The sequence below is a fragment of the Flexivirga sp. YIM B11880 genome (genome assembly GCF_058148645.1).
In genome coordinates, this window is sequence record NZ_JBMAMH010000027.1 from 1 (window position 1) to 16,399 (window position 16,399).

Annotated in this window: 14 protein-coding genes; 7 read left to right on the forward strand and 7 right to left on the reverse strand. The window is 69.6% G+C overall.

Going from position 1 to position 16,399, the window contains the following annotated elements; all coding sequences use genetic code 11:
• Nucleotides 1-329: 329 nt before the first annotated feature.
• The gene (locus tag ACN8HC_RS19475; protein ID WP_490076498.1) at nt 330-1,127 is read left to right on the forward strand and encodes an inositol monophosphatase family protein; all 798 of its coding nucleotides are present in this window, start codon (nt 330-332) and stop codon (nt 1,125-1,127) included.
• Between the two features lie 14 nt (nt 1,128-1,141).
• On the opposite strand, the gene ACN8HC_RS19480 is transcribed toward ACN8HC_RS19475, so the two are convergent.
• Nucleotides 1,142-2,557 (reverse strand): dermokine domain-containing protein, encoded by a 1,416-nt coding sequence (locus ACN8HC_RS19480; RefSeq protein WP_490076499.1) that lies wholly within the window; start codon nt 2,555-2,557, stop codon nt 1,142-1,144.
• 86 nt (nt 2,558-2,643) lie between these two features.
• Between ACN8HC_RS19480 and gabT the strand changes: the two genes are divergently transcribed.
• Nucleotides 2,644-3,984 carry a 4-aminobutyrate--2-oxoglutarate transaminase gene (gene gabT / locus ACN8HC_RS19485; protein ID WP_490076500.1) on the forward strand — a complete coding sequence of 447 codons (1,341 nt, stop codon included), beginning with the start codon at nt 2,644-2,646 and terminating at the stop codon, nt 3,982-3,984.
• 117 nt (nt 3,985-4,101) lie between these two features.
• Here the strand turns inward: gabT and ACN8HC_RS19490 are convergent, their stop codons facing one another.
• Both ACN8HC_RS19490 and ACN8HC_RS19495 read right to left on the reverse strand, forming a co-directional pair.
• Nucleotides 4,102-5,397 carry an MFS transporter gene (locus ACN8HC_RS19490; protein ID WP_490076501.1) on the reverse strand — a complete coding sequence of 432 codons (1,296 nt, stop codon included), beginning with the start codon at nt 5,395-5,397 and terminating at the stop codon, nt 4,102-4,104.
• Nucleotides 5,394-6,014, reverse strand: a complete 621-nt coding sequence (locus ACN8HC_RS19495) for an ArsR/SmtB family transcription factor (protein WP_490076502.1) — start codon at nt 6,012-6,014, stop codon at nt 5,394-5,396. Before ACN8HC_RS19495 ends, ACN8HC_RS19490 begins: the two co-directional genes overlap by 4 nt.
• Before the next feature lie 99 nt (nt 6,015-6,113).
• Between ACN8HC_RS19495 and ACN8HC_RS19500 the strand changes: the two genes are divergently transcribed.
• Nucleotides 6,114-7,490 carry a threonine/serine exporter family protein gene (locus ACN8HC_RS19500; RefSeq protein WP_490076503.1) on the forward strand — a complete coding sequence of 459 codons (1,377 nt, stop codon included), beginning with the start codon at nt 6,114-6,116 and terminating at the stop codon, nt 7,488-7,490.
• Nucleotides 7,491-7,503: 13 nt separating this feature from the next.
• On the opposite strand, the gene ACN8HC_RS19505 is transcribed toward ACN8HC_RS19500, so the two are convergent.
• From ACN8HC_RS19505 to ACN8HC_RS19520, 4 genes are read right to left on the reverse strand one after another with little or no spacing between them, the layout of a single operon-like run.
• A complete protein-coding gene (locus ACN8HC_RS19505; protein ID WP_490076504.1) occupies nt 7,504-7,704 on the reverse strand; it encodes a hypothetical protein in 201 nt (66 codons plus the stop codon).
• A complete protein-coding gene (locus ACN8HC_RS19510) occupies nt 7,704-8,849 on the reverse strand; it encodes a M16 family metallopeptidase (protein WP_490076505.1) in 1,146 nt (381 codons plus the stop codon). Before ACN8HC_RS19510 ends, ACN8HC_RS19505 begins: the two co-directional genes overlap by 1 nt.
• A complete protein-coding gene (locus ACN8HC_RS19515) occupies nt 8,849-10,123 on the reverse strand; it encodes a M16 family metallopeptidase (protein WP_490076506.1) in 1,275 nt (424 codons plus the stop codon). The genes ACN8HC_RS19510 and ACN8HC_RS19515 overlap by 1 nt, the downstream gene beginning before the upstream one ends.
• Before the next feature lie 57 nt (nt 10,124-10,180).
• Complete coding sequence (locus ACN8HC_RS19520) at nt 10,181-11,641, reverse strand: NAD(P)/FAD-dependent oxidoreductase (RefSeq protein ID WP_490076507.1); 1,461 nt, start codon at nt 11,639-11,641, stop codon at nt 10,181-10,183.
• Nucleotides 11,642-11,786: 145 nt separating this feature from the next.
• Between ACN8HC_RS19520 and ACN8HC_RS19525 the strand changes: the two genes are divergently transcribed.
• From ACN8HC_RS19525 to ACN8HC_RS19540, 4 genes are all read left to right on the forward strand, one after another.
• On the forward strand, nt 11,787-12,611 hold the full coding sequence (locus ACN8HC_RS19525) for an FHA domain-containing protein (protein WP_490076508.1): 825 nt from the start codon (nt 11,787-11,789) through the stop codon (nt 12,609-12,611).
• An 80-nt stretch (nt 12,612-12,691) separates the two neighbouring features.
• On the forward strand, nt 12,692-13,393 hold the full coding sequence (locus ACN8HC_RS19530) for an FHA domain-containing protein (RefSeq protein ID WP_490076509.1): 702 nt from the start codon (nt 12,692-12,694) through the stop codon (nt 13,391-13,393).
• 20 nt (nt 13,394-13,413) lie between these two features.
• Nucleotides 13,414-15,384: an ATP-binding cassette domain-containing protein gene (locus ACN8HC_RS19535; protein ID WP_490076510.1), complete on the forward strand. Its 1,971-nt coding sequence runs from the start codon at nt 13,414-13,416 to the stop codon at nt 15,382-15,384.
• 9 nt (nt 15,385-15,393) lie between these two features.
• The gene (locus ACN8HC_RS19540; protein WP_490076511.1) at nt 15,394-16,224 is read left to right on the forward strand and encodes a phospholipid scramblase-related protein; all 831 of its coding nucleotides are present in this window, start codon (nt 15,394-15,396) and stop codon (nt 16,222-16,224) included.
• Nucleotides 16,225-16,399 lie beyond the last annotated feature (175 nt).

Here is a 16,399-nt window from a genome sequence, read left to right on the forward strand (position 1 = left end):
GACACCCTCAACCGCAGGCCGCGACCTACACTCGACCTACATACCCCAGCCCAACGGCTCGCCGAGCTGCTCGAAACCCCAGCAGCCTGAACCGATGTTGCCTCGACCGTTTGACTTTGCCCGCGGAACGGCGTACCAAAGTCGCGACCGTCGCGAGTTATTGCACGAGACCAAGCCCCACCTGCGCATACCTCGCGACCGTCGCGAGTTATTGCACGAGATGAGGCCCGCAGGTGCGCGTAGGTCGCGACCGTCGCGACTTATGTGCAGGATCCGGCGGAACGGCGGTGCGCCGCCATACCGAGCACCGGCCCCACTAGATTCGGGCCATGCCGACGTATGACGACGACCTGCGCCTCGCGCACGTGCTCGCGGACGCAGTGGAGCCGACCAGCATGTCGCGCTTCCGGGCCGAGGACCTGCACGTCTCCGCCAAGCCCGACCTCACCCCGGTGACCGACGCAGATCTCGCCGTCGAGGAGATCATCCGCTCCCAGCTGAAGCGCGCCCGGCCGCGCGATTCCGTGCAAGGCGAGGAGCACGGCACCGAGGGCAACGGACCGCGCCGCTGGGTCATCGACCCGATCGACGGCACCAAGAACTTCGTGCGCGGCGTGCCCGTGTGGGCGACCCTCATCGCGCTGGTCGACGACGGCGTGCCGGTGGTGGGGCTGGTCGCCGCGCCGGCACTCGCCCGCCGGTGGTGGGCCGGAGTCGGCACCGGCGCCTGGAGCGGCCGCTCCCTGTCCGGGGCGAAACGCATTGGCGTGTCAGGGGTTTCGCAGTTGTCCGATGCGTCGGCGTCGGTCGCCGGATGGCGCACCTGGGCGGAGCTTCGCCGGCGGGACGCTCTGGTCGAGCTGATGGACGAGGTATGGCGGGTCCGCAGCTACGGCGACTTCTGGGCGCACATGCTCGTGGCCGAGGGCGCGATCGACTTCGCTCCCGAGCCCGAGTTGGCGCTGCACGACATGGCCGCGCTCGCGCCGATCGTGACCGAGGCCGGCGGCCGCTTCACCGGGCTGGACGGTAAGGATGGCCCGTGGAGCGGAAATGCGTTGTCCAGCAACGGTTTGCTGCACGACGAGGTGCTCGCCCGGATCGGCGACGCCGACCCCGTGGCGTGACGCGGCGGCCACGGTCAGCTGTGCCCGATCAGCTCGATGCCCGTGACCGTGCCATGCTCGACGACGACCTGGGCCGCGATCGAGTTGTCCGCGGAGGTGCCGAGAGCCGGCCGAAGGCTGCGCAGCCCGGGCGCGACGAGCGGTGACTCGCCGGCTGCCACCTGTTCCGGATAGATGATCGTCACGCCGGCGCCCGGCTGGAAGGTGGTCTGCAGCATCCATGCGGGCACGGTGACCCAGCCCGCACCGGAGCTCGTCGTTCCCGACGTCGTCACCGGAGTGTTTGCCGACACCTGCACCGTGCAGAGCTTCTTGCCGCCATCCGGCGCCCAAAACCTCACTGCCACAGCGGAAAACGGCACATCGCCGGGCGGTTGCGAGCCCAGGACTCCCGCCGCGTAGCTGCCGTCCGCCACCGATGTGGGGCAGCCGGCGAGCGTGCTGGCCGCGGGCTTCGGCGCGGCGACGACGTGCGAGACGAAGGCGTTGCTCGAGGTTGCGACGAACTTGCCGGCCATCCACGACCAGTCGGTGATGAGCGGGTATGCCGACGCCACGGCGTTGGCGGTGAACGGGTTGCCCACCGTGGTCTCGAGCCTGCCGTGCGCGAAGCGGGCGTCCCGCCAGATCCCTGGCGTCAGGTTGTCCGTGGCCGGCTTCCCGGTCGGCACCAGGGAGTTCGCGTCCTGGGGTGCGACGGTCCCCCAGCTGCCGTCGGACGTCGCCGCGAACGCGATCGTGTTGCCGGAGCTGTCACCGGTGAACTCGCCGATGGCGAGGTATGCCGCGTGCGTCATACCGGGCAGCAAGGTGCTGGCGACCGTCGTGTAGTTGCCGTTGCTCCCGGGCAGTAAGGGGTAGCGGCTGCTGCCGATCAGGTGCCACGTGCCGCCGGCGTTGCTCCAGAACCAGATATTGCCCTTGGTGTCCCAGGCAGCTGCTTCGTAGGCGCCGGACGGCACCCGCACGACCGCGGAGTGCTTCTCGCCCTTCGTCGCGGCTATGAACGATGCCACCTGTGAGCCGCCCGAGGCCGGCGCCGGCCGGTTCGTGCCGGTCGCCGGCCGGTTGGTGCCGGTCGCCGGCCGGTTGGTGCCGGTCGCCGGCCGGGGGCTGCCGGTGTGGGCGGCCCGTGTGGTGGTCTGCTTCGCCGGGACCGTGGCGTGCGTTGCCGGAGCCGCGGACGCGGTTCCGTGCGCGCCGCTCCCGCCGCTCCCGCAACCCGTGAGGGCCACGGTCACACCGGTCGCCGCCACGACCGCGAACCTGCTGACGTTCCTGCACCGCATGACTTGCCCTTCGTCGTTCGGGACGGCGATGGTCACGCCGCGATCGGCCTCCCCGCCGATCGACTCTGACGACGCGCGGGCGCCGCGGAAGGTTGTCCCGGAGAAGCCATGCGTGTCCGGAACGTGACCATCGCGTCGCACGCCATACTCCTTCGATTTCGAATATCGTCGCGTGGCACACTGGGAAGGACCGCCGGGTCGGCGGTCTCGCGTCAAGAGGAGTTCCCATGACAGTCACCGCACCGGAAGTCGCGCAGCGCCGCGAGCTGAAGACCGCCATTCCCGGCCCGCGTTCGCAGGCCCTCGCCGAGCGCCGCAGTGCCGTCGTCGCTGCGGGTGTCTCCTCGACGATGCCCGTGTATGCCGCCCGCGCCGCCGGGGGCATCATCGAGGACGTCGACGGCAATACCCTCATCGACCTCGGGTCGGGTATCGCCGTGACGACGGTCGGCAGCTCGGCCCCGCGGGTCGTCGCGGGCGTGCAGCAGCAGGTCGCGGACATCACTCACACCTGCTTCATGATCAGCCCCTATGAGGGGTATGTCGCGGTCGCCGAGAAGCTGGCCGAGCTCACTCCGGGCGACCACGCCAAGAAGTCCGCGCTCTTCAACTCCGGCGCCGAGGCCGTGGAGAACGCCGTGAAGATCGCCCGTTACTACACCGGCCGGCAGGCCGTCGTTGCGGTCGACCACGCCTACCACGGCCGTACCAACCTCACGATGGCGCTGACCGCGAAGTCGATGCCCTACAAGAAGGGCTTCGGCCCCTTCGCGTCGGACATCTACCGCGTGCCCACGTCATACCCCTTCCGGGATCCGGAGGGTATGACGGGCGAGGAGGCCGCGCAGCGCGCCATCACGATGGCCGAGAAGGCGGTCGGCGCCGACCAGATCGCGGCGTTCGTCATCGAGCCGATCCAGGGCGAAGGCGGATTCATCGAGCCGGCGCCGGGCTTCCTGCGCGCCATTGCGGACTGGTGCAGCGCCAACGGCATCGTCTTCATCGCGGACGAGGTGCAGAGCGGCTTCGCGCGCACGGGTGACTGGTTCGCCGTCGACCACGAGGGTGTCGTCCCCGACCTGGTCACGACCGCGAAGGGCATCGCGGGCGGTCTGCCGCTCGCGGCGGTCACCGGTCGCGCCGAGATCATGGACTCTGTGCACCCCGGCGGCCTCGGCGGCACCTACGGCGGCAATCCGGTCGCCTGTGCCGCGGCGCTCGGTGCGATCGAGACGATGGAGCAGGACGGCTTGCTCGCACGGGCGAAGCACATCGAGGAGATCGCGACCGCCAAGCTGCGCGAGATCGCGGCCAAGACGCCCGCCATCGGCGAGATCCGCGGACGCGGCGGGATGCTCGCGATCGAGATCGTGAAGCCGGGCACCAAGGAGCCGGATGCGGCGCTGACCGCTGCCGTCGCCAAGCGGTGCCACGGCGAGGGCGTCGTCGTGCTCACCTGCGGCACGTTCGGCAACGTGATCCGGCTGCTGCCGCCGCTGGTGATCAGTGACGAGCTGCTGCTCGAAGGCCTCGGCGTGCTCGAGGACGCCTTCGCCGAGCTCGCCTGACCGAACCCGCCACCCTCATTGCCGAGAGGCTCACAAAACGCCGAGAGGCTCAGAAGGACAGGCTCGAATGGCCGGTCCTACTGAGCCTCTCGAGACGTTTCTGAGCCTCTCGGCAGATCAGACTGGGGCGGCCGTGCGGGCGGTCCCGTGCTCCGCTGCCGGCGGGGCAGGTTCGCCGGTCGGGCGCTTGCTGAACTCACGGAAGCTCTTCCGCACCAACGGCATCAGCGCGACAAGGAAGTAGGCGCAGCCGACCGACAGCGTCGCCGGGCGCAGCCCGGCCACTGCCGTCAGGACGCCACCGAGCAGGCCGCCGAACGGGATCAGCGACCAGCACAGCGAGGTGTTCAGAGCGCTCACCCGGCCGACCAGGTGGTGCGGGATGCGCTCGAAGACGACCGCGCCGAGGATCGGGTTGCAGAAGCCGGACATGAACCCCACCATCGCGAGCACCACCACCATCAGCCACACCGGCGCGTCGAACGCGAAGATGGTGAAGCGCGGCAGCCCGGCCAGCAGAAATCCCGCGACGTAGATCGGCAACCGCGGCAGGCGCTCGCCGATCGCCGCTGCCGTGAGCGCGCCGAGGATGGACGGCCCGGCCATCGTCGCGAGCACCAGACCGACGGCGCCGGCACCGTGATCGGTGTCGTGCGCCCAGACCGGCAGCAGCACCGCGGTCCACGCCTGGTCGAGCACGTTGGTCAGCGCCACCATGGTCGTGATCCCGACCAGCACCGCATCGCCGCGGAGGAAGCGCCAGCCCTCCACCAACTGCTCACGGTATGACGCCTCCCCCTCCTCCGCCTCCAACGAATCCGCTTGTTGCTGCTCCGTTTCCGCACGGGACAGCCCGCGCGCGATGCACACTGCCGCGATCCCGAACGTCACGGCATTGACCAGGAGCGCCTGCGCCGCGCCGATGACCGCGACGACGGCGCCGGCAGCCGCGGCGCCCACCGTGCCACCGAGGCGCTCGATCGCGCCCATGACACCGGTGACCCGCTCCAGCGGGATCGCACCGTGCGCAGCGACGGCCGGGACGAGGGCGGACTTCGCCCCGTCGGACGGCCCGCGCACGGCGCCCATCAGTGCCGCGATCGGGATCAGGTATGCCAGGTGCAACATACCGAGCCAGTGCAGCAGCGGGACGAGGCCGATGATCAGGACGCTCACCGAATCAGCCGTCACCGCAACGGCTTTGGCTCCGACACGGTCGACGAGCGGACCGCCCAGCGCCTTCGCCACGACATACGGCAGCATCTCGGCGAAGCCGACGGCCCCGGTCCAGACGGCCGAGCCGGTGGTGGTCAGCACCAGCCAGGGCAGCGCGATCTGCGACAACCGGGTGCCCGAGATGGAGAACGCCTCCGCAACCGCAAGAGCGGCGAACGGCGTGCGATTGCGGCTCATTCGGATGCTCCTGTCTCCTCACGGTGGGCGAGTGTGCCCGGCCGCGGGAAGGAGTGGAACTGGAAGACGAAGGGCACCGCACCCGCCGGCGCATTCTCGCGGCCCGGTGAGTTCTCGAGCGCCTCGGTCATGATCGCGTGGACGGCGTCCTTGACCCGGCGGACCTGCTCCTGGGTCAGGTAGAGGTTCCAGTCACTGGCACCGGCCAGGTCGGCCCACTCCTCCGGCAACTCGGGCGTCTCCGCCGCGGCTTGCACGATCTGCTGGGCAGCCTGCTGCGCCACGACACCGTGGTAAGCGCCCACCAGCACAGCGTGCTCCTCGGCGTCGTCGACGTCCGATGGGGCCGTCTCGGTCGACTCGTGCGCGGCCTTCCACCAGCGGTCCCGCTTCGTGCCGCGGCTCGGATCCTCCACGACCAGACCGGCTTCGGCGAGCTGGCGCAGGTGATAGCTGGTCGCACCCGAGTTGAGCCCGAGCTGCGCGGCGAGCGAGGACGCGGTCGCCGGCCCGTCCAGCCGAAGCCTGGTCAGCATCGTGAGGCGCACCGGATGCGCCAGCGCCTTCAGCTGTGCCAGGTCCGGCCGCACCCGGTTGATCTCGTGTCGCTGCGTCATACGACGAACGTACACTGCAAAACGCTCTTTGCAAATAGATCTTTGCGATCAGCAGCACCCCGACGGGTCGCGCACCGCATCCGTCAGACTTGAGGGGCGATGACGACCGACAACGCCCAGACGAAGCAGCCCCTGCAGGACAGCAGCTCGAAAGACCCGGGTTCCAAGGACGCCTATCCCACCCTCGACCTGGCCCTTCGCGTCGGCGAACTGCTGCTGTCATCCGGCGCCGGAGCCGCCGACGTCACGGCGCAGATGCAGAACGTCTGCATCGCCTGCGGCCTGCGCGGCGTCATCACCAGCGTGACTTTCACCGAACTGCAGCTGAGCTACCAGGAGTCCCCCGACCGGCCCGGGCTGATCCAGGTGCGTGACGTCCGGCAGCGGGAAACCGACTACGAAGACCTCACGCTCGTCGACCTGCTCGTGCGCGAGTTGATTGCTGGAACCATCGACCGCGAGCAGGCGCGGACTCGGCTCGCCCAGATCGTCTCCTCGGGCCACGACCGTCGTCGGTGGGTCGTCACCCTCGGCTGGGGCGTGCTCGGCTTCGGCGTCGGCCTGCTGCTCAACGGCACGCCGGTCGTCGTCGCCGCGGCGGTCGTCGGCGCGATGGGCATCGACGTCCTGCAACGCTGGCTGACCCGGCTCCGGCTGCCCTTCTTCTACCAGCAGGTCACCGGTGGGTTGTTCGCCACCCTGCTCGCAACCGTTGTGGTCGCAGCGGGATTCAGCTCCCAACCGAGCCGCATCGTCGCGGCCGGCATCATCATGCTGCTCGCCGGAGCCAGCTTCATGGGCGCCGTGCAGGACGCCCTCACCGGCTTTCCGCTGACCGCCGCTGCGCGCTGCCTCGAGGCGACCCTGGCCACCGCCGGAGCGGTCGCCGGCGTGAGCGCCGGACTGACGCTGGCGACCGCGCTCGGCGTCACGCTGGTCAATACCACGCCCGGCGCCGGCGCCTACGCCTCACCGGGCGAGATGGCCGTCGGCGGCGCGATCTCTGCCGGCGCGTTCGCCTTCGCGTCCTACGCGCCGGCGCGATCGCTGCTGCCGAGCGCGGCGATCGGCGCGGTGTCCACGACGGCGTTCATGATCTGCTACCGCAGCGGGCTCGGCGTGTCCTGGCCGTCCGCCGTCGCCGCGGTCACGGTCGGCCTGATCAGCTACACGATCGCCGCCCGATTCCGAGTGCCCACACTGGTTCTGGTCGTTGCCGGAGTGATCCCGCTGCTGCCGGGTCTGACCGTCTATCGCGGTCTGGCCAACCTGTCCGCGCAGAATCCGGGCGGTCTCATCGAGCTCGTCAATGCCGCGGTCATCCTGCTCGCTCTCGCTGCCGGCGTGATCTTCGGGGAGTATGTCGCACAGCCGCTCCGCCGAGAGGGTCGCCGCCTGGAACGCCGCCTCTCCGGGCCGCGTCTCGTGGGACCGCTCACCGTGCGGTCCATCCGGCGGCGCAAGAAGGCCGGCTGAGCGGACAAGCGGCCTAGTCGATGACGGTGACCTCGCCGATGCCGAGCTCACGGATGCCGTCGGCGTGCGCCTCAGCGTCACCGACGAGCACGATCGTCCGGGGCTCGTCGGCCCATTTCGCCCACGCGGCGTCCAGGTCGTCCGGTGTGAGCGTCGCGAGTTGTGCGAGGTATGACGAGACGAAATCCGTTCCCAGGCCTACGGCTTGGAGCATCAGCGCCTCGTCCGCGACTGCGTCCGCGGTCGCATAGCGCGCCGGTGCCGTCTTGCCGATGTAGTCGGTGGCGGCACGGGTCTCCTCCCAATGAACCCGCTGCGCGCGGCATCCAGGATCTCCAGGGTGAGCGCCGTCGCCTCGACCGTCACGTCGCTGCGCACCGACCCGGAGACGATGAACGTGCCGCCGACGTCCCGCGGCCGGAACGCGGCCCGGAAGCCGTAGGTGTAACCCTTCTCCTCCCGCAGCACCGCATCGAGCCGTGCGCCCGGCGAACCGCCGAGCGCGAAGCCCAGCGCAGGGTATGGCGCCCAGCCGCCCTCCACCCCGCGGTCCGGCCCGAACGACCCGAGGTAGATCTCCGTCTGCACGGCAACCGGCCGGTGCACGAAGTGCACCCGCGTCGGCGCATCCACGACGACGGCTGCCAGCGAATCGTCTTCAGGCACAGCGCCTTCCGTCTGCCAGCTGCCGAGCGTCGCGTCCAGGTCCCGCAGGGTCCGAGCCTCGTCGAGCTCACCAGCCACGACCACCGTGGCCCGCTCGGGCCGCACCCACTGCGCGTGGAAGCGGGCGCAGTCCGCGGAGTGAACCAGGCTCACGGTCTCGGCCGAACCGCCTGCCGGTCGCGACGCCCGGGACGTCTGGTCGTAGAACGTCGCTGCCCATTCCTTGGCAGCACGGGCGTCGGGTGACGCGGCCTCGTGCTCGATCTCGGCGAGTCGTTGCCGGACGTGCCGTGACACCTCCTCCTCCGGGAACGCGGGTTCCTGCAGGCATTCGGTGATCAACGCCCACGCCTGCGCCGATCGGGTTGCGGTGGCGTCGGTTTCGAGGGTGAGGCCGCGTGCGCCATACCCGGCGCCATACGCGATGCCGCTGAGCTCGAAGAGCTCGGCCATCTCGTCGGCGGTGTGGCTGTGGGTGCCTTCGTCCATCGTCCGCGCCACCATCATCGCCACGCCCTCGAGCGCGCGCGGCTCGACCGCGATCGGGCTCGGGACGAGCAGCCGAGTGGAGGTGATGTGCTGACCGGGCCGGTTGTAGAGCAGCACCCGCACCCCGTTGCTCAACACGTGCTCGGTCGCCGCCGGGAACTCCCAGGGCGACGCCGGCGGCACGGACGGACGTGGTTGCACCATCACTTCCCCTCCTTGCGATAGACGACCGTGGCAGCCGACGCCGGATCCAGAAGTGACGCAGCGGTTTTCCCGATCTCCGCGGAAGTCACCGCCACCACCTCGTCCAAGTAGGTGTTGAGGTACTCGGGGTCGTCATACAGCAGGGTGTTGCCGCTGATGACGTCCGCGCGCTCGTCGGGCTGGGCGAGACTCTGCAGCCACCAGCGCTCGACGTCGGCCACCACCGCCGCCATCTCGCTCTCGGTCGGCGGCTCCGTGGCCAGCCGGCGCAGTTCTTCGCCGACCACGTCCTCGACCTGCTCGACCGGCACACCGTCGGCAACGTCGACGACGAGCGCACCCATCGACGTGCCGTCGACGCGGGCGCCGGCGTTGCGCGAGACGTGCGTGACCAACTGCTCGCGGCGGACCAGCCTGCGGTAGAGCCGCGAGGTGGCCAAGCCCGCCAGCACGTCGAAGCTGAGATCGGCCCGGACGAAGTCCTGCGTGCCGCCGGCGGGCAGCCGGAAGCCGAGGTAGAGCCGGTCGGACGGCACGTCACCGGTGCGCTCGAACCGGCCGCGGTCGCTCAGCGGCGGCAGCGGCGGGGCGAGCACTGCGTCGCCGGCACCCGCCGGGTTCTCGAGCTCGTCGAAGTACTTTGCCACCAGCGCGAACCCGGCTTCCGGCTCGACGTCGCCCACGAGCGTCACCACGGTGTTGTCCGGCCGGTAGTGCCGGGTGTAGAAATCCCGTACGTCCGTCAGTGACGCGGCGTCCAGGTCCTCCATCGACCCGATGGTCGTGTGGTGGTAGGGGTGCCCTTCCGGGAAGACGAGCGCGGTGAGCTCGGCATATGCGGTCCCGTAGGGCACGTTGTCGTAGCGCTGCCGCTTCTCCTCCTTCACCACATCACGCTGGTTGTCGAGGTTCTCCTGGGTGAGCGCGGGCAGCAGCCGGCCCTGCCGGTCCGCCTCGAGCCAGAGTGCCAGCTCGAGCGCACCGGTCGGCACCACCTCGAAGTAGTTGGTGCGGTCGACCCAGGTGGTCGCGTTGAGCTGCGCCCCCTGCGCGAGCAACGCCGAAAAGTGCTCGCCCTCCGCGACATTCGCCGACCCCTGGAACATCAGGTGCTCGAAGAGATGTGCCATACCGGTGCGGCCCGGCTGCTCGTGACGCGACCCGACGCCGACCCAGAGGTTCACCGCAACGGTGGGCACGGAGTGATCAGTGGAGATCACCACGCGCAATCCGTTGTCGAGGCGGTGCGTCGCGATCGGGTAATGAGGCCGCATGAGCGTTCAGCCTACGTTCCGCAAGTCGCCGTACCTGTCCTGGGATTCGCCGTCAGGTCACGTCCCGGACGAGTTGCCGTCCTGAGCGTCGCCGCGCGAGGGCACCGGGCGGCCGGCACCCATCTCCACCGTCGGCTGGTATGCCGAGCCCAGTCGCTCCAGCGCACCGCGCGCGAAGATCTGCTGCTCTGTCGCAGTGCGTTCGCCCCGCGAGCGCCCGAGGAACGACACCGCCCAGTGGAAGAACGTCGTCAGCTGGCTCTTGAAACCGATGATGTACCAAAGGTGCACGGCCAGCCACATGAGCCAGGCGAGGAAGCCCGACATACGGAGCTTCCCGACACTGGCCACCGCGCTGAAGCGGGAGATGGTGGCCATCGACCCCTTGTCGAAGTAGTGGAACTTCTCGGCGGTCGGCTCGCCCTTCACCCCGTGCAGGATCTGTTTCGCGGCGAATTTGCCGCCCTGGATCGCGACCTGCGCAACTCCCGGCAAGTTGTCCAACGAGATCATGTCGCCCACCACGAAGACGTTGGGGTGGCCCGGCAACGTCAGGTCGGGGTGGACCTTGATCCGTCCCGCCCGGTCCAGCTCGGCACCGGTCTGCTCGCTGAGCGTCTTGCCCAGGCCGCTGGCCTGCACGCCGGCCGCCCACACCTTCGTCAGCGCCGGGATGTGCACGGTGCTGCCGTCGTTCGTGCGGTATTCGATGCCGTAGGCGTCCACGTCGGTCACCATCGCGCCGAGCCGCACGTCGACGCCCATGGACTCCAGCCGCTTCTCGGCCTTCGCCCCAAGCCGCGAGCCGAACGAGCCGAGCACCTGATCGGCACCGTCCAGCAGAATGATGTGGGCGTCCTCGGACGCGATGTGCCGGAAGTCGCGCGGCAGGGTCCGCCCTGAGAGTTCGGCGATCTGGCCGGCCATCTCGACGCCGGTCGGGCCGGCGCCGACGACCACGAAGGTCATCAACCGCGGAACGTCCTCGGTGCGCCCGGACGCGGCGGCGAGCTCGGCCAGCTCGAACGCGCCGAAGATCCGCGCGCGTAACTCCAGTGCGTCGTCGATGCTCTTCATACCGGGTGCGAACTCGGCGAATTCGTCGTGTCCGAAGTAGGACTGTCCGGCGCCGGCGGCGACGATCAACCAGTCGTAGTCGTAGGTCGTCTCCACGTTGAGAGTCCGGGCGGTGACGGTCTGGTCCTCGAGGTTGATGTCGTGGACGGTGCCGAACGCGACCTCCACGTTCTTCTGCTTGGCCAGCACCTCGCGGGTGGCAGGCGCGATCAGCCCTTCGGACAGGATCCCGGTCGCCACTTGATAGAGCAGCGGCTGGAAGAGGTGGTATGACGTCGACGAGATCAGCGTGACGTCGACGTCCGCGCCGTCGAACTCCCGTGCGGCGAACAGTCCCCCGAAGCCGGAGCCGATGATCACCACCCGGGGACGTCCGGTGCTCAGGTGCCCGTGCGCGGGCCGGTCGTCGGCGGCGGGCGTGGTCTCGGCGGACTCGGTCATCAGCACCATTCCTTGTGTCGGCGATCTACGACGAACCTTCAGTGACTGTTCCCACTGGGCAGGCTAGTCGAACGGTTCCTCCGGACCCCAGCGACCGGGTTACTCTGGTGCCGGCGTGCCCGCTTCTCGTTAATCGGAGGCCTCGATGAGCAATCCCCACGACCCCTCGCAGCAGAACCAGCAGTGGGGCCAGTCGTCATACCCGCAGCAGTCCGGTCAGGGGTATGACGGGGGCGTGCCGCAGGCACAGCCGGCACAGAGCCACGGTCAGTGGGGCCAGCAGCAGTGGGGACAACCCGCGCAGCCGACGCCGCCGGCGCAGATCGACTGGAGCTCCGCTCCCCTGCAGCCGTCCCAGGCACCGTGGCAGGGGCCGAGCCCCTACGGTCCGGCGCCGGCGCAGAACGAGCCGTGGGTTGCGACCGGCACGGCCCAGACCGCGCAGGATGTCGCCGACCGGTGGCAGGCCGCTCAGCCGCCCGCACCGTCCGCGGACTATCAGCAGCAGCCGGCCGCCGATCCCTACCAGCCACCGGCGCCCGACCCTCAGTACCAGCAGGCACCGGCCGAGTCGTTCCAGCAGCCGTCCTCCTCCCCGCCACCCGCTCCTGCACCGCAGCAGCAGTGGCCGTCGTATGACGCGCCGGCGCAGAGCCCATCGATCAACGAGGCCGCAACGGTCACCACACCCGCCGTGGCCGACCCCGCCGACGACCAGGAGGAGCCGGAGGCGCTCACCATCGGCCGGGGACGCGACAACTCGATCGTGCTCGACGACATGCTCGTCTCGCGGCAGCACGTGCGGATCACCGCGGACGCCGACGGGCTGGTCCTCGAAGACCTGGGCAGCCGCAACGGAACCTATGTCAACGGCCGCCGCGTCGAACGCACGCACCTTTCGGAGGGCGACCGCATCGGCATCGGCGCGGCCACTTTCGAAGTACGCGACGGCTGGCTTCTCAACGTCTGAGCGGGCGGCCCTTCGCTAAGGTGTCCGGCAGTCACTGAAGCAGGGAAGGGCCGCAGCGAGGCTGCGCCGCATCGACATACATGGGGGCCGCAGCCATCGCTACCAACTTCGCCGTCAGGGTCACGTGCGAGGGTCGCACCGTCTCGCTGGAGTCGGGGCAGACCGTCGTCGTCGGCCGGGGACTGGACTGTGACCTGGTGATCACCGACGCCCTCGCGTCCCGCCGCCATGCCCAGCTGCACCTGGAGGACACTCAGCTCACCGTCACCGATCTGGGCAGCTCCAACGGCACCTTCCTGGACGGTGCCCGGATCAGCTCGCCGAGGACCGTCGGCCCCGGCAGCACGCTGCGGATCGGCGGGGCCGCCGGGCTCGAGGTGCGCTTCGCAGCGGCGCCGCGCGGTGCCGCCATACGCGTGCCGCAAGCCAGCCACGCCGGTGCCGCGGCGTCGCTCCCCGCGCACGGCAGTGCAGCAGCGCGGAGCACCAGCCAGCCGCTGCCGACCCGACCGACTCTGCCGACGCCGCCGAAGAAGCAACGGACCGCGCTGCCGAGCGTGCCGAGCCACACCGGAGTCGTGTTCGATCGCTACTCGCTGCCGAGCGGGCCGCTCGAGCAGCGGGCGCCGGTCTCCCCGTCCGGGCACGCGACGGTGACCGGCTCGGTTCCCCAGGTGATGCCGGTCGACGCGCGGCCCGGTGGCGCGGGCGGCGGCGCCATCACCATCGGTCGTGGCCTGGAGAACCAGCTCGTTCTCGACGACCTGCTNACGCGACGGTGACCGGCTCGGTTCCCCAGGTGATGCCGGTCGACGCGCGGCCCGGTGGCGCGGGCGGCGGCGCCATCACCATCGGTCGTGGCCTGGAGAACCAGCTCGTTCTCGACGACCTGCTCGTCTCCCGGCAGCACGCGCGGCTGGTGCCGTCGCACGGCGGATTCGACGTGCAGGACCTGGAGAGCCGCAACGGCACCTATGTCAACGGTCAGCGGATCAGCCGCGGACATCTCGGCGAGGGCGACCTGCTGGCCGTCGGTCACTCCCGCTTCACCGTCCGGCAGGGCCAGCTCGTCGCCAGCGTCGACGAAGGCGACGTCAACTTCGTGGCCAACCACCTCAGCTTCACCCTGCCGGACGGCAAGAAGCTGCTGGACGACGTGTCGTTCGCACTCGAGGGCTCCAGCCTGCTGGCGATCATCGGCCCGTCCGGTGCCGGCAAGTCCACCATGCTGAAGGCGCTCATCGGCTCGCAGCCGGCCACCGAGGGCGAGGTCTACTACGACGGCCGAGACCTCTACCAGAACTTCCAGGACCTGCGACACCGCATCGGCGTCGTCCCGCAGGACGACGTGGTGCACCGGCAGTTGACGGTGCTGCAAGCGCTCCGGTTCGCGGCCGAGCTGCGCTTCCCCGACGACCTGCCCGCCGAGCTGCGCAACCGCCGGGTCGACGAGGTGATGGCCGAGTTGGGGCTCACCGAGCACGCGGACACCCGGGTGGACAAGCTGTCCGGCGGCCAGCGCAAGCGCACCTCGGTCGCACTGGAGCTGCTGACCCAGCCGTCACTGCTCTTCCTGGACGAGCCGACCTCGGGCCTCGACCCGGGCCTCGACAAGCAGGTCATGCAGACGCTGCGGCAGCTGGCCGATGGCGGGCGGACGGTCGGTGTCATCACGCACAGCGTCGCCAACCTGAACGTCTGCGACAAGGTGCTGCTGCTGGCTCCGGGCGGCAAGGTCGCCTACTTCGGGCCGCCGAACGAGTTGCTGTCCTTCTTCGGCGCCGCCGACTTCGCCGACGTCTTCACCTCGGTCTCGGGCGACCCGGACGGTGCTCAGCGCCGCTTCAAGGAGTCGCCTCTCGAGGACGAGCAGGTCGAGGGGCCGCTCAGCGTCCCCCGGCGGGAGCCGCCGCCGTTGGAGAAACCGCCGCGGCAGCAGAGCATCCCGTCACAGCTGTCGACGCTGGCGCGGCGGCACGTGCGCGTCATACTCGCCGACCGGGGCTATTCGGTCTTCATGCTGCTGCTGCCGATCGCCCTGGCCCTCGTCGCCATGCTGGTGCCCGGCAGTTACGGGCTGAAGCAGCAGCCGCCGATCGGCCGCGGACCCGGCGACGTGCACTTCCACACCACCGAACCGCTGCAGCTGCTGGTCTTCCTGATCATCGGCGCGGTCTTCATGGGCACCGCGGCGACGATTCGGGAACTGGTCGGTGAGCGCGCGATCTATCAGCGGGAGAAGGCTGTCGGCCTGTCTCCACAGGCCTACCTGGCCGGCAAGCTGACCATCTTCGGTGTGCTGACCCTGTTGCAGTCGATCGTGATGGTCGCGCTGGTGAGCATCCGCAAGCCGATGCCGGACAGCGCCGTCCTGCTCGGCTCGCCGATGGTCGAGATCATCGTGATGTGCTGGCTGACCGCCTTCGCGGCGGCGTCGCTCGGACTGCTGCTGTCCAGCGTGGTCAAGACCTCCGAGCAGGCGATGCCGGCCCTGGTGATCTCGATCATGACCCAGCTGGCCCTGTGCGGTGGGCTGTTCCCGGTCAACGGCCGGGTCGGCCTGGAGCAGTTGTCCTGGCTGACCCCCGCGCGCTGGGGTTTCGCCGGCACCGCTGCGACCACCGACGTCACGAAAATCCTTGCGTCACAGACGGACTCCTTGTGGAAGCACTCGGCCGGCGTCTTCGTCCTGGAGATCGTGATGCTGCTCGTGCTCGCCGCCCTGTATGCCGCCGTCACCCAGTGGCGGCTCACCCGCAAGGTCACCGAATAGGAGCGGACCATGACCACACAGCCACCGAACTCCACCCCGCCCGGCTGGTATGCCGACCCGGGCGACAACCGGATGGTGCGCTGGTGGGACGGCACGCAGTGGACCGAGCACCAGCAGCCGATGCAGCCCGCCGCCCCGACGAACCAGCCTGGCTCGCAACAGCATCGGGGCTTCAGTCAGGGGTACGGCGACCAGAGCTTCGGCGGCACCGTCAACGGCCCGGTCGGCGGCACCGTCAGCGACGCAACTCGCAACGTCTTCACCGAGAGCGTCCTGGTGGTCAGCCAGAAGCGCAAGCTCATCGAGCTGACCAACGAATACCTGGTCTACGGGCAGGACGGGGCCGTGATCGGGGCCGTCGCCGAGGTGGGCCAGAGCACCGCCCGCAAGGCGCTGCGCTTCGTGAGCAATCTCGACCAGTTCCTGACCCACCGGTTGGAGGTCCGTGACACAACCGGCCGGCCGTTGCTCGTGCTCACCCGGCCGGGCAAGGTCTTCAAGTCGACCGTCGTGGTGTCCGCGCCGAACGGCGCGGAGATCGGCCGGCTGGTGCAGCAGAACGTCTTCGGCAAGATCCGCTTCGGGCTGCAGGCCGCTGGACAGGACGTCGGCAGTCTCAACGCCGAGAACTGGCGCGCGTGGAACTTCGCGCTGCTGGACGGGCAGGGCGTCGAGGTCGGCCGGATCACCAAGACCTGGGAGGGCCTGCTGACCACGATGTTCACGACCGCCGACAACTACGTGGTGCACATCCGGCACGACCTGCCCGACCCGCTGCGCTCCCTGGCGGTTGCCGCGGCGCTCACCGTCGACACCGCCTTGAAGCAAGACTCCCGCTGAGGTCTTTCCGCGCGTAACTCGCGACTGTCGCGACTTGCGCACGCGATTCCCAGGCAAAGTCAAACGGTCGAGGCAACATCGGTTCAGGCTGCTGGGGTTTCGAGCAGCTCGGCGAGCCGTTGGGCTGGGGTATGTAGGTCGAGTGTAGGTCGCGGCCTGCGGTTGAGGGTGTCGG

Bases quoted from the DNA above. Each gene is read 5' to 3' on its own strand.
- ACN8HC_RS19475 (WP_490076498.1), top strand. From the start codon at position 330: ATGCCGACGTATGACGACGACCTGCGCCTCGCGCACGTGCTCGCGGAC.
- gabT (WP_490076500.1), top strand. From the start codon at position 2,644: ATGACAGTCACCGCACCGGAAGTCGCGCAGCGCCGCGAGCTGAAGACC.
- ACN8HC_RS19490 (WP_490076501.1), bottom strand. From the start codon at position 5,397: ATGAGCCGCAATCGCACGCCGTTCGCCGCTCTTGCGGTTGCGGAGGCG.
- ACN8HC_RS19495 (WP_490076502.1), bottom strand. From the start codon at position 6,014: ATGACGCAGCGACACGAGATCAACCGGGTGCGGCCGGACCTGGCACAG.
- ACN8HC_RS19500 (WP_490076503.1), top strand. From the start codon at position 6,114: ATGACGACCGACAACGCCCAGACGAAGCAGCCCCTGCAGGACAGCAGC.
- ACN8HC_RS19505 (WP_490076504.1), bottom strand. From the start codon at position 7,704: ATGCTCCAAGCCGTAGGCCTGGGAACGGATTTCGTCTCGTCATACCTC.
- ACN8HC_RS19510 (WP_490076505.1), bottom strand. From the start codon at position 8,849: ATGGTGCAACCACGTCCGTCCGTGCCGCCGGCGTCGCCCTGGGAGTTC.
- ACN8HC_RS19515 (WP_490076506.1), bottom strand. From the start codon at position 10,123: ATGCGGCCTCATTACCCGATCGCGACGCACCGCCTCGACAACGGATTG.
- ACN8HC_RS19520 (WP_490076507.1), bottom strand. From the start codon at position 11,641: ATGACCGAGTCCGCCGAGACCACGCCCGCCGCCGACGACCGGCCCGCG.
- ACN8HC_RS19525 (WP_490076508.1), top strand. From the start codon at position 11,787: ATGAGCAATCCCCACGACCCCTCGCAGCAGAACCAGCAGTGGGGCCAG.
- ACN8HC_RS19535 (WP_490076510.1), top strand. From the start codon at position 13,414: ATGCCGGTCGACGCGCGGCCCGGTGGCGCGGGCGGCGGCGCCATCACC.
- ACN8HC_RS19540 (WP_490076511.1), top strand. From the start codon at position 15,394: ATGACCACACAGCCACCGAACTCCACCCCGCCCGGCTGGTATGCCGAC.